The organism is Bacillus sp. SRB3LM (assembly GCF_015712745.1).
GTDB classification, from domain to species: Bacteria; Bacillota; Bacilli; order Bacillales; family Bacillaceae_G; genus Bacillus_A; species Bacillus_A thuringiensis_K.
This window is the reverse complement of the sequence record NZ_VWVQ01000045.1, coordinates 146,670-169,979: the sequence shown is the minus strand read 5'-3', so window position 1 is coordinate 169,979 and position 23,310 is coordinate 146,670. Positions and strand designations below refer to the sequence as shown.

Genomic DNA, 23,310 nt, shown 5'->3' with positions numbered 1-23,310 from the left:
TTTCATTCTACTGCTGCCCATACCCTTCAAACTTCTTCGCCAAATTCTCCATCTCATCTTCTGGCAATAGCTTCGGTTCTCCAACGCTTTTGGTTTGATAATAAATTTGAGCACAAAACTCAATCTCTTCTGCAACAGTAAACGCCATTTTTATATTATTTGCACCAGCAATTAAACCGTGATTTGCAAGTAGCACAGCACGACGATCAATCATGCCTTCAAAAGCAGCATCCGCTAATTGCTTCGTACCAAATGTTTCATACGGCGCACAGCGGACATTCGGACCTGCAAAAGCAATTAAATATGACACAGCAGGAAGCTCCCATCCTAATGACGCAATCGTCTTTGCGTAAGGAGAATGTGTATGCACAAGTGCATTTATATCTTCACGCTTCCTATAGTAAATAAGGTGCATATCTAATTCACTTGATGGTTTTCTCTCTCCTTCTACTACTTCACCATCTAGGTTTAATATAACTACATCTTCAGGCTTTGTTTCATAATACTCTAAACCACTTGGGCTAATCGCAACAAGACCTTGTTCACGATTGAAAATACTAATATTACCGCCTGTCCCCTTTGTTAAACCGCTAGAAATCATTTTCTTTCCGTATGCTACAATTTCTTCTCTTTCTTTTTGTAATAACATATACATCCCCCTAAGTATGAAGCTTATGATGACTGACTTTGTATCTATCTACTTACTAAAATAGCTTTTTTAAGTTTTCCGTAAATGGTGCCTTGACAATTCCTTTTTCTGTAATAATCGCTGTTACATTTTCATGTGGCGTAACATCAAATGCTGGATTATATACTTTACTTTCTTTCGGAGCAGAATATTGTCCGAAGCGATTAATCACTTCAGAACCATCTCTTTCCTCGATTGGGATTTCTTTTCCTGTCGGTGTTTTTAAATCAATTGTTGGTGTTGGTGCTGCTACATAAAACGGAATGTTGTAGTATTTCGCTAAAATAGATACGCCTAATGTGCCAATTTTATTTGCTACATCACCATTTGCTGCCACACGGTCGCATCCAACAATTACCGCATCAATCTTCCCTTGTGACATGACCATAGCTGCCATATTGTCCGTAATAACAGTAACATCAATGCCCGCTCGCTGCAGTTCTAATGCTGTTAACGTTGAACCTTGTAACCTAGGACGAGTTTCATCTGAATAGATTTTTAAGTCCCATCCTTTTTCTTTCGCTAAGTACATTGGAGCTGTCGCAGTACCATACTTAGTCGTCGCTAACGCACCAGCATTACAATGTGTTAATACTCCCATTCCATCATGGAATAACGTTAATGCATGTTCCCCGATTTGACGGTTAATTTCCTCATCTTCTCTATGAATTTCTTTTGCCTCTTCTAGTAATCTATCTTTCAACTGAGCAATTGATAAATGTAAGTTCTCCGCCGCGATTGCCTCCATTCTTTCAAGTGCCCAAAATAGATTTACTGCTGTCGGCCTTGATGTTGCCAAATATGCACACACCTTTTTGACTTCTGCTATAAAGTCTTCTATCGTACTTTGAGTAACTTCCTTAGCACCTAAATACACACCATACGCTGCCGAAACACCAATCGCTGGCGCTCCTCTTACTTTCATTACTTGAATGGCATCCCACACGCTTTCAGCTGTCTTGAAAGATTCATAGACAACCTCATTCGGTAATAATGTTTGATCTAACAAAACTAAAGAATCATCTTTCCACTGAATGGGTATTAATTGCTCTTCCATCATCTTCTCCCCTTACTTCGCGTAGTGCATTGACTGTTCTTTTAATGTTTCTACAAAACTTGTGCCCGTTCTATATTGATTCGCTCGTAAAATAAAACTCTTTGCTACTTGAAGACAAATTCGCTCCGCTCTAGCACGTGCTTCCTCATTCTCAATACAAGTAATATCTTTTACTTTCGCTAATCCAACAATACGGCGGATTAATTCCAGACCTGTCACTGCAGCTGTATCTTCTAATACAGATTGTAAATAGACTTCGTTAAAGCCTTCTTCTTTCGCCATAATCTCGGTCACATGAATATCCCAAGCATCTAAAAACTTCTTCTTAAATAAATCAATTACCTCTACCATCGTAGTTTGTAACCAATCCATATACGTATCTTTCTCAGCTCCAGATGGCATCGTTGCATCTGCATTCACCCAAGCAAACATTAAATTCGCCATTACATTCCCAACGTCATATCCCATAGGTCCATAAAAAGCAAACTCAGGATCAATAACCTTTGTAGAATCCTCTCTTACAAAAACAGAACCAGTATGTAAATCACCATGAATAAGCGCCTGTGCATTTGTCATAAAAGAAAATTTACGTTTCGCTACTTCCATACGAAGCTCTTTATCACTATAAATATGCTCCCTAATCCATCCTTCATTTAACGGAAACAGCTCATTACGCTTATTATGATTTGTAAATGGCTCAGCGTATACGAGGTCTTCTGTAATCTCACATAATTCAGGATTTATATAATTCTTCACAAGTTCCTTCTTCTCTTTATGATTCATTACAACATCCGATGTTAATAAAAGTGTATTTACCATAAAAGTAGTTAAGTCGTCAGCAAGCCGCGGAAATATTTGATGATTTATAAGTGCTGTACGTAATATTGTATAATCCGATAAATCTTCCATTACGCAACAATTCATCACACTATCAAATAAATACACCTTAGGAACAAGTCCAGGTGCTAACTCATCCTCTAACTGCAAAACATCTGATTCTATACGAATACGATTTGTCGACAACTTAAACTCATCTGAAATGCGCGCTGTATCCCCAGCTTGCTTTACGATGACAGACATGTTCTCTTTTTCATCCCAAACGCGGAACACATAATTTAAATTGCCATCACCTATTTCTTTACACTGTAACCCCTTTACATGTTCAAACTTAGATAATTTCTCTTTCACATATGCAATCACATCGTTAGCTTCCATTAAAAAATACTTCGTGAACTTAGACATGGTTTCCCCTCCACACTAACTGTAAGCGTTTTCTAAAAGCTATAAAAAATAATAGGTTGAATTTTTTCATCCTATAAATATGTATTCTTCTTTTTGAAAGTTATATCTAGATTTTATTATATCTTGTTAGCACTTTGAGTCAATGTTTCTAACTATCATCGTAATATACTTCCTAATTATATATTTGAGATGACAAAAATTGTTCAAAAAATTTCCGATTCATTTTATTTTATTTATCACAAAATTCTTTGTAAAATAGAAGTAAGCAGTTCCTTTTCAAAACCACAACCTCTAAGAAATATTTCCTTCCTAAGAAATTAAACTTACACACTACTCTTTCAAACAATCATTGAAAATTTATAAACTTAAAGTTACCTTTCCACTCCCTGTTAGTCTTAATTGAGAATAAATATTAATTAAATTGGTATAAAGTTGGTTTATTCTCTTGACAAAATAACCACTTCTATATGATAATTAATATTGAATTAGAATTATTATAGTTAATTAAAAAATATATTTTATGAGCACACTATTTTTTGATGCTCAAAACCAACATTTAGGAGGAATTTTAACATGTTATTAATCGGCACAGAAGTAAAACCGTTTAAAGCTAATGCTTACCATAATGGAGAATTTATCCAAGTTACTGACGAAAGTTTAAAAGGAAAATGGAGTGTAGTTTGTTTCTACCCAGCTGACTTCACATTCGTTTGCCCAACTGAACTTGAAGACTTACAAAACCAATACGCAACTCTAAAAGACTTAGGCGTTGAAGTATACTCTGTATCTACAGACACTCACTTCACTCACAAAGCATGGCATGATAGCTCAGAAACTATCGGCAAAATCGAGTACATCATGATTGGTGACCCAACTCGCACAATCACTACAAACTTCAACGTTTTAATGGAAGAAGAAGGTCTTGCTGCTCGTGGTACATTCATCATCGATCCAGACGGCGTTATCCAATCTATGGAAATCAATGCTGACGGTATCGGCCGTGACGCAAGCATTCTTGTTAACAAAATTAAAGCTGCTCAATACGTACGTAACAACCCAGGTGAAGTTTGCCCAGCTAAATGGCAAGAGGGTTCTGCAACACTTAAACCAAGCCTTGACCTTGTAGGCAAAATCTAAGGAGTTCGATCAAAATGATACTAGATGCAGATATAAAAACACAACTATCCCAATACCTTCAGTTAATGGAGAACGATATTTTACTTAAAGTAAGCGCAGGAGATGATAACGTATCTAAAGATATGTTAGCTCTAGTAGACGAATTAGCTACTATGTCATCTAAGATTACAGTAGAAAAAGTTGAATTAGAGAGAACACCAAGCTTTAGCGTAAACCGCCCTGATGAAGACACTGGTGTCGTATTCGCTGGTATTCCATTAGGACACGAATTTACATCACTAGTGTTAGCTTTACTACAAGTAAGTGGACGCGCTCCAAAGATTGAACAAAAATTAATCGATCAAATTAAAAACATTCAAGGCGAATATCATTTTGAATCTTATATCAGCCTAAGTTGTCATAACTGTCCTGATGTTGTACAAGCTCTTAACGTAATGAGCGTTCTTAACTCTAGTATTACACATACTATGATTGATGGCGCTGCATTCAAAGAGGAAGTAGAAAGTAAAGACATTATGGCAGTACCAACTGTTTACCTAAACGGCGAATCTTTCGGAAGCGGTCGTATGACACTTGAAGAAATTTTAGCGAAAATGGGTAACGGTCCAGATGCATCAGAGCTTTCTGATAAAGATCCATACGATGTTCTTGTTGTTGGTGGCGGCCCTGCTGGTGCAAGTGCAGCAATTTACGCAGCACGTAAAGGCATCCGCACTGGTATCGTTGCTGAGCGCTTCGGTGGTCAAGTAATGGATACTATGGGCATTGAGAACTTCATCAGCGTAAAAAAGACTGAAGGTCCTAAGCTAGTAGCAAGCCTTGAAGAGCACGTAAAAGAATACGACATCGATGTAATGAATCTACAACGTGCGAAACGTTTAGAGAAAAAAGAACTTATTGAAGTGGAACTTGAAAACGGTGCTATTCTGAAAAGTAAGAGCGTAATCGTTTCTACAGGTGCTCGCTGGCGTAATGTTGGCGTACCAGGTGAAGCTGAGTTCAAAAATAAAGGTGTAGCATACTGCCCACACTGTGACGGTCCATTATTCACTGGCAAAGACGTAGCAGTTATCGGCGGTGGTAACTCTGGTATTGAAGCAGCTATCGACTTAGCAGGTATCGTTAAGCACGTAACTGTTCTTGAATTCATGCCAGAATTAAAAGCTGATGCTGTATTACAAGAGCGTCTTAACAGCTTATCAAACGTAACTGTTCTGAAAAACGTTCAAACGAAAGAAATCACTGGTACTGATAAAGTAAACGGTATTTCTTACATCGATCGTGAAACTGAAGAAGTTCATCACGTTGAATTACAAGGTGTATTCGTACAAATCGGTCTTGTGCCAAACACAGACTGGTTAGGCGAAACAGTTGAACGCGTTCGCGGTGAAATCGTAACAGACAAGCACGGTGCTACAAACGTACCAGGAGTGTTTGCTGCAGGTGACTGTACAAATAATCCGTACAAACAAATTATCATCTCTATGGGTTCAGGTGCAAACGCAGCTTTAGGTGCATTTGATTACTTAATCCGTAACTAATAAAAAACAGGTGCCTTGGCACCTGTTTTTTATTACCCTAATGTATAAACTAAAAACCTCTCATTCCCATTCTTCTCATAAGCACCTGGCAATCTAACTTCTTTCTTCAGCACAAACGCAGTCTGATTTTCTAAGAAGAAAATATAGTCCTCAGAAGGATAATATAAAATAATATCCACTTCTCTCCCCGTGTTTTCTACTGAAAGCAAAATGTTATTTACTACATTCATAAACACTTGCACAGAAAACGGATTAAAGAAATAAAACCTATTATCATGTGGATCAATCTCATATTCCTGCGCTAAACAACATTGGAATTGAATTTTCCCCTTACTGTTTCGTGCCTTTCGTGCATAACGATCTCGATTATCCATCGCTTCTTTATAAAACTCTTCATTCATTTCAATTCCAACTGCTGAAGCACCACATTTATGATGCATATAAAAGTTTAATCGCCCTTTTCCGCACCCAAAGTCTACAATTCGGTCGCTACTTCGTATTTCATATTGATTCAATAACTCATCTAACCCGCTATACGGTGTCGGTTCATAGCGATGATAATGCATAGACTTGTTAAACCCTTTTTGCTCACCGACTGTTTTTATATGTAAAACTGCATCGTAATATTGTTCGTTCATTCGTCTTCTCCTATTAGAAAATGGTACTTATTATTATACACCATGTACTGGAGGCTCATTTTTCATCAAATTAATAGGTACGTGAAATTATATTAACGATTTTCTTAATATATCTATCGTAACTTCAAATATATCAACGATTTTCTCAATATATCTATCATAACTCAAAATATATCAACGGTTTTTCAAATATATCGATTTGCCGACAATTCACGACAAAAAACAGGAGCTCTTTAGCCCCTGTCTTCTAACACTTTCAATACAGTTTGTTTCAATATTTCTACCCCATCCATAATACAACTATGATCAAACCTCATATACGGATGGTGTAATCCAGGTTGTAGGTCTGCTCCTAGTCCAAGCATGACAGCTTTTAAATGTGGTCTTTTCACTGTATAGTAATGGAAATCATCGCTTCCTGTCGTATAGAGAGGCCCTGTGCATCTCTCTTCCCCATACACTTCGAGAATACCTTTACGCATAAAGCGCTCTGCTTCTTCGGAAACCTCTGCTCCTGGTGCAAGATCCATCCATTCGTATGAAGTTTTTGATCCCATCGATGCAGCTGATTCTATTACATGCTCAATCTTTTTCTTTAATTCTTCTAATAGTATATTACTCTCTGCTCTTACATCTAAACTGAAATGACCATTTCCCGGAATAATATTTAAATTATCACCACCAGCTTGGCATCTCGTCATTTTTACTGAATAAGAACTTTGCGGTGGCAGCCAAATATTTTTCAAACCGATATTAATCATGGAAATGACATCAATTGCATTCACACCTTGATGTGGTCTTGCCCCGTGTGCATCCTCCCCATGAATCATACCCTCTAAAAATCCTGCTGCTCCATGGCGAATAGATGAGGCTGCTTGTTTCAAAGATAGTTCTTCAATTGGTCTTAGATGGACGCCAAATAAGAAATCAGCATCATCTACAGCACCTTTCTCCACCATCTTTAAAGCACCATTCCCCTTCTCTTCTGCCGGCTGAAAAATAAATCTAACCGTACCACTTTTCCATCTCATATTTTTCAATTGTAAAATAAGTCCCATTACAATGGTCATATGAGCATCATGGCCACATGAATGGTTCGCTTTAAATTCTCCATTTACTTCTTGCCAAAGTGCATCCATATCAGCACGAATCGCAATAACTGGATTCCCGCCTCCAATCTCAGCAATTACACCTGGACAATCATCAAATGTTCTATATGAAATTCCTTCTTCTTTTAAAAAGTCAGTAATATACGCTGTCGTTTCATATTCTTTCCAACTTACTTCAGGGTTTTCGTGTAAATGCTGAAAAATCTCCGTTAAGCGCTCTTGTAGCTCTAATGTTTTCAACGTTCCAGTCTCCTTCCCACATTACAAACGATTCGGGTTAATTATACTTATGAAAAACAGATGTTTTTATGAACATATTGAATTTTAAGAAAAAAGTCAATTATTTATTTTTAAACACTTAAAAATCTTACTCTGCACTTATATTACAAACTAAACAAACAACTAGAACATTCCTTATTTTCTGTTTTTTATGTTGACGCTTACATAAACTTTTAGTTATCATAACCTAATAAACGTCTATTTTACGACAATTCTAAAAATACAAACAAACATACGTAACAAGGAGGAACTTTATGAAAAAAGAAATACCTTTTGGAATAGCGATTATCCCTATTATCATTACCGTTGCAGTTATGATGGTTACAATTGTTGTATTAAAACAAAGCCCTCACGTTCCACTTATTATCGGTACAACCGTTGCCTCTATTGTCGCTTGGCGTTACGGTTACAAATGGAATGATCTTGAAGAAGCAATGTATAAAGGGATTCGTCTTGCATTACCCGCTATCGTCATTATTATTCTTGTCGGCTTAACAATTGGTGCTTGGATTGGCGGTGGAATCGTCGCAACGATGATTTATTACGGTTTAAAACTTTTAACTCCATCACTATTTTTAGTTTCCATTACCGTCATTTGTTCTATCGTTGCATTAGCAATTGGTAGCTCTTGGTCTACAATGGGGACAATTGGTGTTGCTGGAATGGGAATTGGCCTAAGTATGGGAATCCCAGCTCCAATGGTTGCTGGTGCCATTATTTCAGGCTCTTATTTTGGCGATAAAATGTCACCGCTTTCAGACACAACTAACTTAGCCGCAGGATTAACAAATACAGATTTATTCGCACACATTCGTCACATGTTATTTACTACAGTTCCAGGTTTAATTATTACTCTTATCGTCTATGCTCTCTTAGGAAGAAGCTTCGGCGCTAACAATATTGATGCGAAGAGCATCGATCAAACGTTACAAGTATTGCAACAAAACTTTGTTATCTCACCTTTCCTACTCATTATACCCGTAGTCGTTATGGTATTGGTCGCTAAAAAGGTCCCTGCTATACCAGCGATTCTCGTCGGTATTATTTTAGGATTTTTATCACAAGTCTTTATTCAAGGTGGTTCTGTCTCAGCATCTGTCGGTGCACTCCAAGCTGGATTTGTTATAGACACTGGAAACAAACTAGTAGACGAACTATTTAACCGCGGTGGCTTAGATTCGATGATGAATACAGTCTCTATGACAATTGTCGCTATGACTTTCGGAGGAGTATTAGAACATACAGGTATTCTTCGCTCAATTGTAAATCAAATTTTAAAGTTAGCGAAATCAGCAAAAGGGCTTATCGCTTCTACTATCGCATCTTGTTTTGCAACAAACCTTACTTGCTCTGAACAATATATTTCAATTGTTGTCCCTTCAAGAATGTACGCAAATGCATACACGGAAAAAGGACTACATTCAAAAAACTTATCCAGAGCATTAGAAGATGGTGGAACATTAACTTCTGTCTTCGTTCCTTGGAATACGTGCGGTGTATTTATTCTCGCAACACTTGGCGTAGGTGCATTTGAATATGCTCCTTATGCTATTTTGAATTTCATCGTACCTATTATCTCAATCATTTATGGTATAACAGGCTTCACAATTGTAAAACTATCAGACATTGAAAAAGCAGAACTACTAAAGAAACAAAAAGCTCAACTAGAAGCTTAAAAATAGCGGTAAATTCAGTTCATATAGTGCGCGAGGTCGCCCTTGTTGATAGGGCATTTCCTCGCCGCAAATATGAGCATACCCGTAATCAACTAATTTCTTTAACAACCTTTCTGTCGATCTTCGAGTCACTTGTAAATACTCAGAAAGGTCAGCTGCTGTAAACTTCAATGACGGGTGCGATTGACTAAATTGAATGATCTTTGACAAGTTGGCCGGACTAAGCTTTGTTTCCTTCGCTATTTTCATTAGTTCCGGATTATCATTTTTCAAACTTTGTACTCTCTGTTCTTTCGGGAACGGACCAAATAAATCTTTATCACTTGTTAGTATATAAAAACAACGATCTATTGGATTGTTCTTTGCAAAACTTTGAGCAATTTTTGCATTTTGCTCCGCTTCTTTCACGGTTTTCCCATAACCAAATCCAATAGCTATCGTTCCTTCTACGCTCGCAAACAAGTTATCTATTGCATTTGTTTTAATAATTGATTCGATATCACCACGAGTTGTATACAAAATGCATGTCATTTCATCCACTTGTTTAAATGAACCACGTAGTTCTTTTGAAATGACATCTAGTTTTTCAAGCAAACTCGCTCGTAATTCTAAGGAAGAAATAATACAAGCACCAACAGTAGCTGAATAGCTTTTTGCTAACTCAGCTTTTATTTTTGCATCTTTTAGCCCATGTATAATGGATTGTGTTGGATCAATCATGCGCTCTGAAGGAACACCTATTTTTTGAAGCTCGTCGTAAACAGCGTGAATACTAGTTAAAGCTAAATGAGCTTCTCCAGATTGATATTTAGCTACATGAAAATCGATAACTCTATTTATCTCATCTTTACTCCACAGCATATTTTCATAATCCAACACTTGCGGACTTTCTTTTATACCGATATCATGGAACACATTTGTAATAAACGAGCGGTCTACTAAATCGATGGAAATGTTATGTAGTTGAATACTTTGATGATACATGATAGAAAGAATTGAAGATGCGACAGTTGTCTCGTCTTGCTGTAAGTATGTACTTGGAATTCGTAATTGTTCTCTTATTTCTTTTGCCATATAATAAGGTAAAGCACCTGAGAAAAAGATGACATCACAAGGCTTTAGACACTTTAATAGTTCAGAAGATTCCGCCGGATGAAGGTAAATATATGGATCAATTTCTATTCCCTCTAATTTTTGAGCAATAGGAAAAAGGTTCTCCATAAACTCCTTTGAACCGACAACTGCAATTTTTATCATCATTTTCTCTAACTCCTTATCATTAATTAACGACTATTTAACGTCAACTATATCAAATGTATAAAACTATTGTAAACAGGAAGGGGTTTCTATTCAATGAAAATTACAGCTATTCATCTTTACGCAATTCGTTTACCGCTTCGCAATCCGTTTGTTATTAGTTATGGCTCTTATTCTGATATGCCCTCTATTATCGTCAAAATGGAAACAGATGAAGGTATTATCGGTTACGGTGAAGGCGTTGCTGATGATCACGTCACAGGTGAATCATGGGAAAGTACTTTCCATACTTTAAAACATACGCTAACCCTGGACCTAATCGGACAAAATCCAATGAATATCGAAAAAATACACGACATGATGGACAATACAATTTACGGTGTTCCAACAGCGAAGGCCGCAATTGATATTGCTTGTTTTGATATAATGGGCAAAAAACTAAATCAACCTGTATATCAATTAATTGGCGGGCGCTATCATGAAGAATTCCCTGTCACTCACGTTTTAAGTATTGCCGATCCTGAAGATATGGCTGAAGAAGCTGCTTCTATGATTCAAAAAGGTTACCAATCTTTCAAAATGAAAGTTGGTACGAATGTAAAAGAAGATGTGAAACGTATTGAAGCTGTACGAGAACGTGTAGGAAATGACATTGCTATTCGCGTTGATGTAAACCAAGGCTGGAAAAATAGCGCAAACACATTAACAGCACTGCGTTCATTAGGACATTTAAACATTGACTGGATTGAACAACCTGTTATCGCGGACGATATTGATGCCATGGCTCATATTCGTTCTAAAACAGACCTCCCGCTTATGATTGATGAAGGATTAAAAAGTTCTCGTGAAATGCGCCAAATTATTAAATTAGAAGCTGCTGATAAAGTAAATATAAAACTAATGAAATGCGGCGGCATATATCCAGCTGTAAAGCTCGCTCATCAAGCAGAAATGGCAGGCATTGAATGCCAAGTGGGATCAATGGTCGAATCATCTGTTGCCTCTTCCGCAGGATTCCATGTCGCTTTCTCAAAGAAAATCATTACGAACGTAGAGCTAACAGGGCCATTAAAATTCACAAAAGACATTGGAAACTTACATTACGACGTACCATTCATTCGCTTAAACGAAAAGCCTGGACTCGGCATTGAAATAAACGAAGATACATTACAAGAACTCACCGTCTTTCAGGACATTGTACGCTAAAGGAGGACTAACGCATGACAGTTCTATACAAAGGAACATTAAAACAAAATAACAATCCATTTCACGTTACATTACTATCACTAGAGCACATCGAACAAATCTTATCACTACAAAACATTGTAGTTGAAGCACTAGAAGATAAAAGTCGTTTACAACCACTCTCACAAGAAGAATTTCAATACATTCTAGAAGGAAATGGCATGATAATCGGTGCTTTTATCGAAAACGAACTCATCGCATTTCGCGCTCTACTCGTCCCTCCTATCGATGATGAACATTTAGGGCTCGATATTGGTTTGCCAGAAAGTGAACTACACCGCGTCATCTATCAAGAAATCTCAAACGTTCACCCGAACTGTCGAGGAAATGGTATGCAAAAAATATTAGCAAACGTCATCATGGACGAATTACAAAAAGAAGATAGCAAATATGATTATGTATGCTGCACCGTTGCTCCTTTTAACATTCCGAGCTTGAAGGATAAGTTTGCGCAAGGGATGGAGATTGCTGCGCTGAAGGAGAAGTATGGTGGTAGTCTGCGGTATGTTTTTGTGAAGGAATTGCGCAGAGATAAGGAAAACGATTGGACAGATGTTCAAAGTATTCTAATGAGTGATGCTAGTGGACAGCAGGCTTTGCTTTTGGAGGGGTATCGTGGGTATGAGATGGCGAAAGTGGATGGGGATTTTGTTGTGATGTTTGGACGCTAATCTATATACTCGAAAAGAGGAGATGTCTGCTGTGACCTCTTCTCTTTTCGATTTGTTGAACAATCCTGTAGTAAATGAAATTATATCAACGATCTTTCGAATATATCTATCATAACTTACAATATATCAACGATTTTTAAAATATATCTATCAAAACTCACAATATATCAACGATTCGACAAGAAATATCGATTTACAGACAAAAATCGATATCCCTTCCTAAACCGTCATCTTCCAACTAGATAACGCTAACCAATTCTCCATTTCCTTATAATCAGGCATTATCTTCCCGACAAGACGCCAAAAAGAGCGATCATGATTTAAATGAACCATATGACACATTTCATGAACGACTACATAGTCAATTACTCGCTGTGGTGCCATTGCTAGCTTCCAATTGAATGTTAGTTGTAAATTCGAATCGCAAGTACCCCAAGTACGACTACTATCTGTAATACGAATAGAACGTGGTTTTGTCTTAAAGTTACTTTGATGCGCTTTAATACTCTTCTCTACTAAAGTTTTACACTGCTTATAATAAAATCGTTTTAAAGCTTGCTGTATTTTCTCATCCTTTAGCTCTTTTACATAAATATGTAACTTATCCCCTTCAAAAATCGCATTGTCTTGCTCAATGCTTATATCTTGGGAAATCTGTATCGGATACGTATTCCCTAAATACAAAAAGCCCTCTCCTTGATCGTAATCCTTTTCCTGTGGTCCATGCGCTCGCTCCTGCATTTCCTTACGTGTTGTCTGAATCCAATCCCACTTCTCCTCTAGCAACTGGACTAAGTATTCAACAGGTGTTCCTTTCGGAGCTTGCACTTCCACATTTCCGTATGAATCTACAAAAAGACGCACGGACTTTTTCTTCTTATAAGTTATATGAAAATTAATTGTCTCACCTAAATATGTATGTACCATTTCATCACCTAGCATAGTATTTTTACAAATAAAAAAGAGTAGGATACAAACGTCCTACTCTACCTATTATATCATTTACTGCTTTAACGAACTCATTATCCTCTATACTTTACAGCTAATCCTTTAATGAAATTCCTTGCGTATTTATCGCCGCACTCTTTGTAATTTTTATGGCCTTTTTTTCTTAACAGAGCGCCTAACTCTCCTTTTGTTACCGTAACGCCTACGCTATCTAATATATCAAGTACATCCTCACTCGTTAAAGATAGTGCGATTTTCATTTTCTTTAGAAGAAGGTTATTGGCACTCTCCTTGCTCTGTACAGGTGCTGGTTGTCCTGGTTTCGGATCTTGCTTTCCTCTTTTTAAAGTAATAAATCCATTTAAAAATGCCTCTAACATCATCATATCGCATGTTTTTACGTACTCATCTTCAGCTACCTCATCATTTTCAGCTTCATGTTGCGGAGTTTTCTTTATTTTTGTAAGCATATCAACTACGTCTTCTTTCGTTACTTCCATCCCGCCAAGTTTAAAGATTTCTACCATATCTATATCTCTTATGTCTAAAGCGTATCGTACTCTTTTTAATATATCGTTGTTGCTCATTGCCATTGGGTTTCCTCCTGAAATGTTGATTATTTATTCAGCGGTTAAAGTTTATGCTATAACCTGCTTTAAATTATCATGTTTAATCTAACCTTTTAGTTATTGTCCGCTAAATTAATACTTTAACATTTTAAAGATATGTTTTATAGTCTTACCCGAACTTTTCTCTATCATTGTATCTACAGAGCTCTTACATGTTTTTTATATGCCTATAAAAAGATTTCTCTCTTAACATTAACTAAAAGAAAAGAACAGTGCTTTGATTTCTCAAATACACTGTTCTTTTCCAGCTCTGCACTTATTTTCAACTCACTCATGTCATGCACTACATATGAAATGATTTAACTGCTTAAAAGTTAAACCGTCTCACTATCCTGAGCCACACCAACACTATCCTCAAACTTATCCAACAAAGCACGCACCTCATCCGTCGACTTCGTGCTCATCAATTGATTTCTCAATTCCGCAGCTCCTGGGAAGCCCTTCACATAAATTTTGAAGAAGCGGTGAAGCCCTGTGATTGAGCGTGGCAGTACTTCTGCATATTGATCTTGTAAATCAAGTTGTAGTCTTAAAAGATCTAGATGTTCTTTGCTGCTATGCTCTCTTGGCTCTTTTTCAAAAGCAAATGGATTTTTGAAGATGCCTCGTCCGATCATTACGCCATCAATGCCGTATTTTTCAGCAAGTTCCAGTCCCATTTTACGATCAAGGATGTCTCCATTGATTGTTATTAACGTATTTGGTGCAATGCGGTCACGTAATTTTTTAATTTCCGGAATTAGTTCCCAGTGCGCATCTACTTGGCTCATTTCTTCTCTTGTGCGTAAATGAATAGAAAGGTTTGCAATATCTTGTTTAAAAATGTGCGTTAACCAATCTTCCCACTCGCTTAACTCTTTAAAGCCAAGTCTTGTTTTTACACTGACAGGTAGTCCGCCCGCTTTTGCTGCTTGAATAAGTTCTGCCGCAACGTCTGGACGTAGAATAAGACCACTACCTTTTCCTCTTGATGCTACGTTCGGTACAGGGCAACCCATGTTAATATCGATGCCTTTAAATCCTAGCTCTGCCATACCGATACTCATTTGACGGAAGTATTCGGGATTGTCTCCCCAAATATGTGCCACCATCGGTTGTTCATCTTCTGTAAAAATTAAACGGCCACGTACACTTTTCATACCTTCTGGATGACAATAGCTATCCGAGTTTGTAAACTCTGTGAAGAATACGTCCGGACGACCAGCTTCACTTACTACGTGACGGAAAACAACGTCTGTCACATCTTCCATTGGTGCAAGTACGAAAAATGGTCGTGGTAATTCACGCCAAAAATTATCTATCATTTCAAATTCAAATCCTCTCACTATGAATACAATTTCAAAATCTCAATTTATAATTTGTGAAAATCAGCAATATTTATTTTAACTAAAATCGCTTATGAATGGTATTTTTGTAAACCAAAAAGCAGGTGGTATAGATTTTTTCTATATCAACTGCTTTCCTATTATACTAACTTAAGCCAAGCCACACACTCCACATGCGTCGTATGCGGGAACATATCAACAGGTTGTACTTCCTGTGTTTTATATCCGCCTTCTTCTAGTACTTTTAAATCACGAGCTAATGTTGCTGGGTTACATGATACGTATACGACGCGGTTTGGCTTCATGTCGATGATTGTGTTTAGTAATGCTTCGTCACAGCCTTTACGTGGTGGGTCTACGACCATTGTGTCAGCAATTACGCCTTCTTTGTACCATTTTGGAATGACTACTTCTGCTTCTCCTACACCAAATTCAGCGTTTGTCATGTTGTTTAGTGCTGCGTTTCGGTTTGCGTCTTCGATTGCTTCTGGGACGATTTCAACGCCGTACACTTTTTTCGCTTTTTGCGCTAGGAATAAAGAGATTGATCCGATTCCGCAATAGGCATCAATTACTGTTTCGTTACCGTTTAATTTTGCGAATTCTAACGTTTTATCGTATAGCACTTTCGTTTGTTCTGGGTTTACTTGATAGAATGAACGTGCTGAAATCGCAAATTTAATGTCACCGATAAAGTCATAAATATATTCTGATCCGTACAGTACTGTCGTTTTATCTCCGAAAATTACATTCGTACGCTTCGTATTTACGTTTTGAACAATCGATTTTACTTCTGGAAATTTCGCTGCAATTTCTTCAATAATTGCTTTTTTGTTTGGTAGTTCTGCTGTACGTGTAATGAAGACAAGCATAATTTCCCCTGTTACTTGTCCATAACGAGCCATTACGTGACGAAGTGTTCCTTTGTTACGTTCTTCGTTGTACGCAGTGATACCGTGCTTTTCACAAATACGTTTTACTTCTTGAATTAATGTATCATTTTCTTCTGCCTGAATTAAGCATGATTCCATATTAATGATGTCATGCGTTCCTTGGCGATAGAAACCAGCTACAAGCCCACCTTCACGTTCTCCGATTGGTACTTGTGCTTTATTGCGGTATACCCACGGATTCTTCATACCAAGTACAGGATGAACAGGAACATCGCCTAGTCCTCCGATGCGCTGCATAACGTCACGTACTTGTTTTTCTTTCGCTTGCAATTGTCCTTCATAAGTTAAGTGCTGAAGCTGACAACCGCCGCACTGATTATATACTGGGCATTCAGCATCTTTACGATATGGACTTTCTGTATGAAGCTTCATTAAACGACCAAATGCGAAGTTTTTCTTCACTTTAATAATTTTAATTTGCGCTTCTTCACCTGGTAATCCGTTTTTAACGAAAATAGGATAGCCCTTTACTTTCGCAACACCGGCACCATCATGTGTTAAATCTTCAAATACTACATCTATAAACTCGTTTTTCTCAACTGGTGGCGTCATTTTAGTACTCATTTTCCGACCTCTCTTTTTCATAACACTGCGTTACATTTTATCATACTTATATGGTCTTTTTCTATTGGAAGAAAAAAAGCTATTGACGATACTTCTCTGTTAATGTTACGCTACTACTAATTTAATACGGACGATGTTACCTCATATATACTTGATAATATGGATCGAGAGTTTCTACCCGGCAACCTTAAATTGCTGGACTATGGGGAAAACTAATGAATATTAGCCTATGCGCAAAAAAAGGACTCATATTGATTAGCTTTCTCTCATAGATGAAAGTGAATCCATATGGGTCTTTTTTTATTTTTATTTTTCTAAAAGGTCAGACATCTTACGTATGACATAAAACCTCATTCCTTTATTTTTAGTAATATAACGAGCGTTTTATGTACAAACTTTATACGAACTTCTGAAAGGGGCAACTACATGCAATATGTAATGAGCATTATCGGTATTATTGCCGTGTTAGGTTTATGTTTTGCTTTGTCAAACAACAAAAGTAAAATCAACTTCCGTGCAATTGCAATTATGATTGGTTTCCAAATTTTAATCGGTTGGTTTATGTTTGCTACAAAGATTGGTCAACAAATCATTATTTTCATTAGTAAAGTTTTCAACAAACTAATTAAACTTGGTACGACAGGTGTCGATTTTCTCTTTAATGGAATTCAAAGAGATTTTGTCTTTTTCTTAAACGTATTATTAATTATCGTATTTTTCTCAGCACTACTTTCAATCTTTAGTTATTTAGGTGTTTTACCATTCATCGTTCGCGTTGTCGGCGGTGCAATTTCAAAAATTACTGGTTTACCACGCGTTGAGTCATTCCACGCAGTAAACTCTGTATTCTTCGGTTCAAGTGAAGCATTAATCGTTATTAAAAACGATTTACAGCATTTCAATAAAAACCGTATGTTTATTATTTGTTGTTCTGCGATGAGCTCCGTTTCTGCTTCTGTTACAGCATCATACGTAATGATGTTAGATGCAAAATACGTACTAGCAGCTCTTCCGCTAAACTTATTCTCAAGCTTAATCGTTTGTTCGTTATTAACACCAGTTGATACGAAGAAAGAAGATGAAGTGATTCAGAAATTTGATAGAACTCTATTCGGAGACAGCTTTATCGGCGCAATGATTAACGGTGCGCTTGATGGTTTAAAAGTAGCTGGTATCGTTGCCGCATTAATGATCGCCTTTATCGGTGTGATGGAAGTTGTAAACTACGTAATTAGTGCAGCTTCAGGCGCAATGGGACATGCTGTTACTTTACAACAAATCTTCGGTTACGTACTTTCTCCATTCGCATTCTTAATGGGTATTCCAACTCAAGATATTATCCCAGCTGGTGGTATTATGGGTACGAAGATTGTTTTAAACGAGTTTGTAGCAATCCTTGATTTAAAAGACACAGCTACAACATTAGCTCCACGTACAGTTGGAATCGTTACAGTATTCTTAATTAGCTTCGCAAGTATTAGCCAAATTGGTGCAATCGTTGGTACAATCCGTGCCCTTTCTGAAAAACAAGGAAGCGTTGTTTCTAAATTTGGTTGGAAAATGCTATTTGCATCAACACTTGCTTCTATTTTATCTGCGACAATCGCTGGATTGTTTATTTAATAAAAAATCACCTTACTTTAACGAGTAAGGTGATTTTTTTGATTCTTTATGAAATCGAGTGAAATTCAACTGCTTCTTCTGTATTGATAATCCTATCTTTATATATACCTTTTATTGAAATGTAAATGATAGATTTGTTTATGTTTTTTAACTTTCCTAATGAAAAATGATAAAGTAATCCATCGCTTTTTAAAGTCCACATCTTCCCACTCCATGGACCAGTAGCTTTTTGTTCATCCGACGCCTTTATTTCACCTTCATATTCGCATTCTCCTAAAGGAGTTTTAATTATATTCTTCTCTGTATCAATTCGAATATTTTTAATTAGATTCAAATTTTCATCAGAGAGAATTTGAATTTCATGATCTTTCTGTTTAAAAAAGAGTTTTCCGTCTTTGGTATTTACATATTCTGCATTATTCATTTTATCTATCATAAAATCATATTCTTCTTTTGTAATACCTAAGTTTTGATGATAAGGAAACGTTTTTTTCGGTATAATTTCTTCTTCGGCATACTTCAAATACCAATCTAAATTATTTGTAATACTATCGCTCATTTTATTTCCTATTTTCTCTAATTTCTCTTTTATCTCATAAGGAAATTCTAGTGTCATAATATCCGCCGTCACTTCCGCATTCATAAGATGCGATGGAATATACTCTTCCACACTATTCGCTTTACTCACTTCACTTTGGCAACCAACTATAAATAGTGATATGAAAAAGATATATATTATTTTTTTATATTTCATTTCTATTCTCCACTCCATACATTGTTCTTACTTAGTTTTATAGCGGTTTTTATTATAGTATAAAATCTTTATATTTTAATAAAATCCATATCTGTATGCAAAATTGCATATTAATAAGTCTTCTTCTTACTTTAAAATTAGCTTAAATCACTTTCCAAATTATACAAATAACAAGTATTAAATGTTATAATTTGTAAAAAAACATTGGAGGACCTTATGAAAATTCACGCCCTTTTCGATTTCTTACATTTACTAGTCTTAACGCTGAAAAGCTATTATGTATGGGGAATGCCTATCTATGTCTTCATTATTCCTCTTATCTTTGTAGTCGGTTATATTATTATTAATTCTAATAAGAAACAAAAAAATACATCTATTCAAAGTCACTAATCTATTACCTTAATAGCCTCCTAAAAATCACATTCCCCTCATTTTCTTCAAATGATATGATGAACAAGGGTATATCCCCACCACTCTTATAGCGGTGGGGATTTTAATGTCAATATGCAACATACTACACAATAGAAGGTGATTTTTATGAGAAAATACGCAGCAATTGCTTTATGTACGTCTGCCATTCTAGTAGGCTGCAATACTAGCAATGTAAGCCAAGAACCTAAAAAAGAGAAAAAGGTTCAAGAAGTAGCTATACAAAAAGAGACTCTACACGAACAAGGTAAAATTTCTTATACTCCCATCACACACGAATCTACAAACACAAGTATTCATATTACAGACTTAAAAGATTCTTTAAATGAAGTACAATATAAAATTTGGCGCACAGCTAATGGAAAGGAACGTGCTAAATCTTTTTCTTCTAAAGAAAAGGAGAAACAATTTACAATTCCTTTTGACATAAAAGAATTTGAAGGAAAACGCGGTGAGTTCCAAATTGAAGCAACAGGAATGAAAGAAGATGGGAAAACAATCCCGCTTACGAAATCTACTATTACTTTCGAACAAAAGGTTCCTGTTCTTATGTATCACGCAATCGATGATTATCATGGTCAAGGTATTAAAGACTTATTCGTATCACCAGCTAACTTTGAAGCACAAATAAAATATTTAAAGGATAATGGTTATACGCTTTTAACGTTTGAACGCTGGGGCGATATAAATAAAGTAAATAAGCCGATTTTTGTTACATTTGATGACGGTATGAAAAATAATATGAATGCATTTCGCATTTTACAAAAGCTAAAAGATGATACTTTTAAACCGGCAGCAACAGAATATATGATTGTTGATAACGTTGATGTAGAAGGAGCATTGTCTACTTCTGAAATAAAAGAAATGGTTGATTCCGGCATTTTCTCGGTGCAATCTCATACTGCAACACATGCAGACTTACCGAAAATTACAAACTATGAGGAAGAGTTAAAAGGTTCAAAAGAAAAGCTAGAAAAAATAACAGGTAAGCCTGTTATCGCGATTGCTTATCCATTCGGTCATGTAGATGATAAGGTTGTTACAGAAACGAAGAAGTATTATCAATTTGCGACGACGACAAAGCCTGGCCAATTCATTACGAAGGGTGAACCTGATGAATTGTTAAAGATGAAGCGCGTTCGTATACACCATACAACGACTGTAGAGCAGTTTGCTTCTTCAATTAAGTAAATATAAGGGCTCAACACATTTTGAGCTCTCTTTTTACTTTATATTTATATATATTTTTAGAATTTTCTTGTATTATATATAGTAAGAAATCTTTCAAATTAAAGGAGATTATACATATGTCATTTGAACAAACGTTAGAGAAATATGCTGCTCTTGCAGTTAATGTTGGTGTTAATATTCAACCTGGACAAACTTTATCAATTAGTGCACCTCTTGAAGCTGTACAATTTGTACGCCTCGTTACAGAAAAAGCATATAAATCTGGTGCAAAACACGTATATGTAGATTGGAATGATGAGACGTTAACACGCTTAAAATTCGATCTAGCTCCTGAAGAAGCTTTCGCTGAATTTCCATCTTGGAAAGCACATGCTCGTGAAGAATTAGCAAAAGAAGGCGCTGCATTTATGTCTATCTATGCAGAAAACCCTGATTTATTAAAAGGTGTAGAACCATCGCGTATCGCAACAGCTCATAAAGTAGCTGGAGAAGCAATGAAAGTATACCGTGATTACGTACAAGCAGATAAAGTAAGTTGGTGTGTCATTTCTGTTCCTACGAAAGAATGGGCTGCGAAAGTATTCCCTGACGTAGCGCCAGAAGAACAAGAAGCAAAGTTATGGGATGCTATTTTCAAAGCTACTCGTGCTGATTTAGAAAACCCTGTAGAAGCATGGAAAGAACATGATGAAACATTACATACAAAAGTGGATTACTTAAACGAAAAGCATTATAAAGCTCTTCACTATACAGGTCCTGGAACAGATTTAACAATCGAACTTCCAGAAAAACATGTATGGGCTGGTGCTGGTAGCTTAAATGAAAAGAACGTACCATTTATGGCTAATATTCCAACTGAAGAAGTATTTACAATGCCACTTAAAACAGGTGTAAACGGCCAAGTTTCTAGTACAAAACCGTTAGTATTTGCAGGTAATATTATCGATAATTTCACGTTAACATTTGAAAACGGACGTATCGTAGACTATAAAGCTGAAGCTGGTGAAGAAGCTTTAAAACATTTAGTAGAAACAGATGAAGGTTCTCACTTCTTAGGGGAAGTAGCTTTAGTACCTCATGACTCACCAATTTCAAACACAAATGTTTTATTCTACAATACACTATTTGACGAAAATGCATCTTGCCACCTTGCGATTGGAAATGCTTACGCATTTAACTTAGTTGGCGGAAAAACAATGTCTAAAGAAGAACTTGCTGAAAACGGCGCAAACGCTAGTATCACACACAACGACTTTATGATTGGGTCAGCTGAGCTTGATATTGACGGTATTACTGCTGATGGCAGACATGAGCCTATCTTCCGTAAAGGTAACTGGGCGTTTTAAATCTATTACCATAAAGAAACACATTGGATAATCCAATGTGTTTCTTTATTTATTTGGTTTCAATTCAAATTTTATCGTTCTATTTTCATGCGTAAACTCCGGTCTATACGTAGCGATATACGTATTTTCTTTCGCTACGTCAAATAGCATGATATCTTGAATTTTTTCATCTGGTGCTAACTTTTTACTAATAAAGCTATCAGGGTTATTATATTCTTTAAATCTTGTACCTTTCTTATCGGTAATCTCAAATTCATAAAATGCAAAAGGTATTTCCTTTTTACTATTATTTTCTACTTTGAAAATAATCCCCAAAATCTCCTCTTTCTTTTTATCCTCATCATAATCCGGATATCCTAATTTAACTGAATCGATAGTTACTTGCAAACCATCTACGTCTACTGTCTCCCCTATTTTATACACTTTATCTTGAACATCTTCTTGTTTACTTTCATTACTATCTTTAGTCTCAGTGCAAGCACTTAAACTAAAAGCTATGCCAAAAATTAAAACAATTTGACTTACCTTTTTTAACATACTCTTTCCTCCACATAAGACAATATTTCATATGTATTATAACAAAACGCTTTACTCTTTCTTGTCATATTTTGTCGTATTAATTGCTAACTGCACAAATAGAAAAAAGCTATCTTCTACAAAAGATAGCTTTCAGGATGCCGATGAAACCTTAAGCCCAATGACACCCAAAACAATAAAAAGAATACAAAATGCTTGAAATAAACTAATATGCTCTTTAAAAAAGTACACACTAATGATTGTAATAAGTAATGTTCCAACGCCAGACCAAATAGCATAAGCAATACTTAAATGAATCTTCTTCACAACGATGGCGAACACACTGAAGCAAATTCCATAAAATACGAAAATCAATACACTTGGAACGAGCTTTGTTAAACCATTTGATAGTTTCATCGCAATTGTTCCAGCCACTTCAAAAATAATTGTAACAAGTAATAATAGCCAATATACCATACTAGAATCTCCTTC

General features: G+C 36.2%; 22 protein-coding genes and 1 riboswitch. Of the genes, 9 read left to right on the top strand and 13 right to left on the bottom strand.

The window, feature by feature from the left end; all coding sequences use genetic code 11:
• Positions 1 to 7: 7 nt before the first annotated feature.
• Genes F3I02_RS18540 through mtnK form a run of 3 tightly spaced genes read right to left on the bottom strand, consistent with a single transcriptional unit; the run spans position 8 to position 2,987 of the window.
• Positions 8 to 649: an L-fuculose-phosphate aldolase gene (locus F3I02_RS18540; RefSeq protein ID WP_000926555.1), complete on the bottom strand. Its 642-nt coding sequence runs from the start codon at positions 647 to 649 to the stop codon at positions 8 to 10.
• Between the two features lie 55 nt (positions 650 to 704).
• Positions 705 to 1,745, bottom strand: coding sequence for an S-methyl-5-thioribose-1-phosphate isomerase (mtnA, locus tag F3I02_RS18535; protein WP_000392498.1), 1,041 nt, complete (start codon positions 1,743 to 1,745; stop codon positions 705 to 707).
• 12 nt (positions 1,746 to 1,757) lie between these two features.
• Positions 1,758 to 2,987 carry an S-methyl-5-thioribose kinase gene (mtnK, locus tag F3I02_RS18530; RefSeq protein WP_196478288.1) on the bottom strand — a complete coding sequence of 410 codons (1,230 nt, stop codon included), beginning with the start codon at positions 2,985 to 2,987 and terminating at the stop codon, positions 1,758 to 1,760.
• 573 nt (positions 2,988 to 3,560) lie between these two features.
• On the opposite strand from mtnK, the gene ahpC reads away from it, so the two are divergent.
• Together ahpC and ahpF are read left to right on the top strand one after the other, a co-directional pair.
• Positions 3,561 to 4,124: an alkyl hydroperoxide reductase subunit C gene (gene ahpC, locus F3I02_RS18525; RefSeq protein ID WP_000924420.1), complete on the top strand. Its 564-nt coding sequence runs from the start codon at positions 3,561 to 3,563 to the stop codon at positions 4,122 to 4,124.
• A 14-nt stretch (positions 4,125 to 4,138) separates the two neighbouring features.
• Positions 4,139 to 5,665: an alkyl hydroperoxide reductase subunit F gene (ahpF, locus tag F3I02_RS18520; RefSeq protein WP_196478287.1), complete on the top strand. Its 1,527-nt coding sequence runs from the start codon at positions 4,139 to 4,141 to the stop codon at positions 5,663 to 5,665.
• Positions 5,666 to 5,697: 32 nt separating this feature from the next.
• Here ahpF and F3I02_RS18515 read toward each other — a convergent pair whose 3' ends face one another.
• Together F3I02_RS18515 and F3I02_RS18510 are read right to left on the bottom strand one after the other, a co-directional pair.
• A complete protein-coding gene (locus tag F3I02_RS18515) occupies positions 5,698 to 6,303 on the bottom strand; it encodes an SAM-dependent methyltransferase (RefSeq protein ID WP_196478286.1) in 606 nt (201 codons plus the stop codon).
• A gap of 233 nt (positions 6,304 to 6,536) precedes the next feature.
• The gene (locus F3I02_RS18510; protein WP_000853517.1) at positions 6,537 to 7,652 is read right to left on the bottom strand and encodes a M20 peptidase aminoacylase family protein; all 1,116 of its coding nucleotides are present in this window, start codon (positions 7,650 to 7,652) and stop codon (positions 6,537 to 6,539) included.
• 293 nt (positions 7,653 to 7,945) lie between these two features.
• Between F3I02_RS18510 and nhaC the strand changes: the two genes are divergently transcribed.
• Positions 7,946 to 9,367 (top strand): Na+/H+ antiporter NhaC, encoded by a 1,422-nt coding sequence (nhaC, locus tag F3I02_RS18505; protein WP_000711511.1) that lies wholly within the window; start codon positions 7,946 to 7,948, stop codon positions 9,365 to 9,367.
• On the opposite strand, the gene F3I02_RS18500 is transcribed toward nhaC, so the two are convergent.
• Entirely contained in the window at positions 9,356 to 10,627 is a 1,272-nt protein-coding gene (locus F3I02_RS18500) for a transcriptional regulator (protein WP_196478285.1), read from the bottom strand. The genes nhaC and F3I02_RS18500 overlap by 12 nt on opposite strands.
• Positions 10,628 to 10,720: 93 nt before the next feature.
• Between F3I02_RS18500 and F3I02_RS18495 the strand changes: the two genes are divergently transcribed.
• Positions 10,721 to 11,830: a mandelate racemase/muconate lactonizing enzyme family protein gene (locus F3I02_RS18495; RefSeq protein WP_196478284.1), complete on the top strand. Its 1,110-nt coding sequence runs from the start codon at positions 10,721 to 10,723 to the stop codon at positions 11,828 to 11,830.
• Positions 11,831 to 11,844: 14 nt separating this feature from the next.
• Entirely contained in the window at positions 11,845 to 12,540 is a 696-nt protein-coding gene (locus F3I02_RS18490) for a GNAT family N-acetyltransferase (RefSeq protein WP_196478283.1), read from the top strand.
• A 219-nt stretch (positions 12,541 to 12,759) separates the two neighbouring features.
• Here F3I02_RS18490 and F3I02_RS18485 read toward each other — a convergent pair whose 3' ends face one another.
• The 4 genes from F3I02_RS18485 to rlmD form a co-directional block, all read right to left on the bottom strand.
• A complete protein-coding gene (locus tag F3I02_RS18485) occupies positions 12,760 to 13,467 on the bottom strand; it encodes a M48 family metallopeptidase (protein WP_000233767.1) in 708 nt (235 codons plus the stop codon).
• Between the two features lie 95 nt (positions 13,468 to 13,562).
• Positions 13,563 to 14,081 (bottom strand): YehS family protein, encoded by a 519-nt coding sequence (locus F3I02_RS18480; protein ID WP_196478282.1) that lies wholly within the window; start codon positions 14,079 to 14,081, stop codon positions 13,563 to 13,565.
• 350 nt (positions 14,082 to 14,431) lie between these two features.
• Complete coding sequence (locus tag F3I02_RS18475; RefSeq protein ID WP_000566708.1) at positions 14,432 to 15,421, bottom strand: tRNA dihydrouridine synthase; 990 nt, start codon at positions 15,419 to 15,421, stop codon at positions 14,432 to 14,434.
• Positions 15,422 to 15,582: 161 nt separating this feature from the next.
• Positions 15,583 to 16,959, bottom strand: coding sequence for a 23S rRNA (uracil(1939)-C(5))-methyltransferase RlmD (gene rlmD / locus F3I02_RS18470; RefSeq protein ID WP_000105030.1), 1,377 nt, complete (start codon positions 16,957 to 16,959; stop codon positions 15,583 to 15,585).
• 121 nt (positions 16,960 to 17,080) lie between these two features.
• Positions 17,081 to 17,182, top strand: a riboswitch (purine riboswitch).
• Between the two features lie 203 nt (positions 17,183 to 17,385).
• Between rlmD and F3I02_RS18465 the strand changes: the two genes are divergently transcribed.
• Positions 17,386 to 18,582 carry a NupC/NupG family nucleoside CNT transporter gene (locus tag F3I02_RS18465; protein ID WP_001200485.1) on the top strand — a complete coding sequence of 399 codons (1,197 nt, stop codon included), beginning with the start codon at positions 17,386 to 17,388 and terminating at the stop codon, positions 18,580 to 18,582.
• A gap of 46 nt (positions 18,583 to 18,628) precedes the next feature.
• Here F3I02_RS18465 and F3I02_RS18460 read toward each other — a convergent pair whose 3' ends face one another.
• Entirely contained in the window at positions 18,629 to 19,336 is a 708-nt protein-coding gene (locus tag F3I02_RS18460; RefSeq protein ID WP_074593411.1) for a hypothetical protein, read from the bottom strand.
• A 216-nt stretch (positions 19,337 to 19,552) separates the two neighbouring features.
• On the opposite strand from F3I02_RS18460, the gene F3I02_RS18455 reads away from it, so the two are divergent.
• The 3 genes from F3I02_RS18455 (at position 19,553) to F3I02_RS18445 (ending at position 22,302) form a co-directional block, all read left to right on the top strand.
• Positions 19,553 to 19,726, top strand: a complete 174-nt coding sequence (locus F3I02_RS18455) for a hypothetical protein (RefSeq protein WP_000690673.1) — start codon at positions 19,553 to 19,555, stop codon at positions 19,724 to 19,726.
• Between the two features lie 147 nt (positions 19,727 to 19,873).
• Positions 19,874 to 20,956 (top strand): polysaccharide deacetylase family protein, encoded by a 1,083-nt coding sequence (locus F3I02_RS18450; RefSeq protein WP_196478281.1) that lies wholly within the window; start codon positions 19,874 to 19,876, stop codon positions 20,954 to 20,956.
• A gap of 116 nt (positions 20,957 to 21,072) precedes the next feature.
• Entirely contained in the window at positions 21,073 to 22,302 is a 1,230-nt protein-coding gene (locus F3I02_RS18445) for an aminopeptidase (protein ID WP_000007357.1), read from the top strand.
• A 45-nt stretch (positions 22,303 to 22,347) separates the two neighbouring features.
• Here the strand turns inward: F3I02_RS18445 and F3I02_RS18440 are convergent, their stop codons facing one another.
• Positions 22,348 to 22,839 (bottom strand): DUF4352 domain-containing protein, encoded by a 492-nt coding sequence (locus tag F3I02_RS18440; protein ID WP_074593413.1) that lies wholly within the window; start codon positions 22,837 to 22,839, stop codon positions 22,348 to 22,350.
• 132 nt (positions 22,840 to 22,971) lie between these two features.
• Positions 22,972 to 23,295 (bottom strand): DMT family transporter, encoded by a 324-nt coding sequence (locus F3I02_RS18435; RefSeq protein WP_000263262.1) that lies wholly within the window; start codon positions 23,293 to 23,295, stop codon positions 22,972 to 22,974.
• Between the last annotated feature and the right edge of the window lie 15 nt (positions 23,296 to 23,310).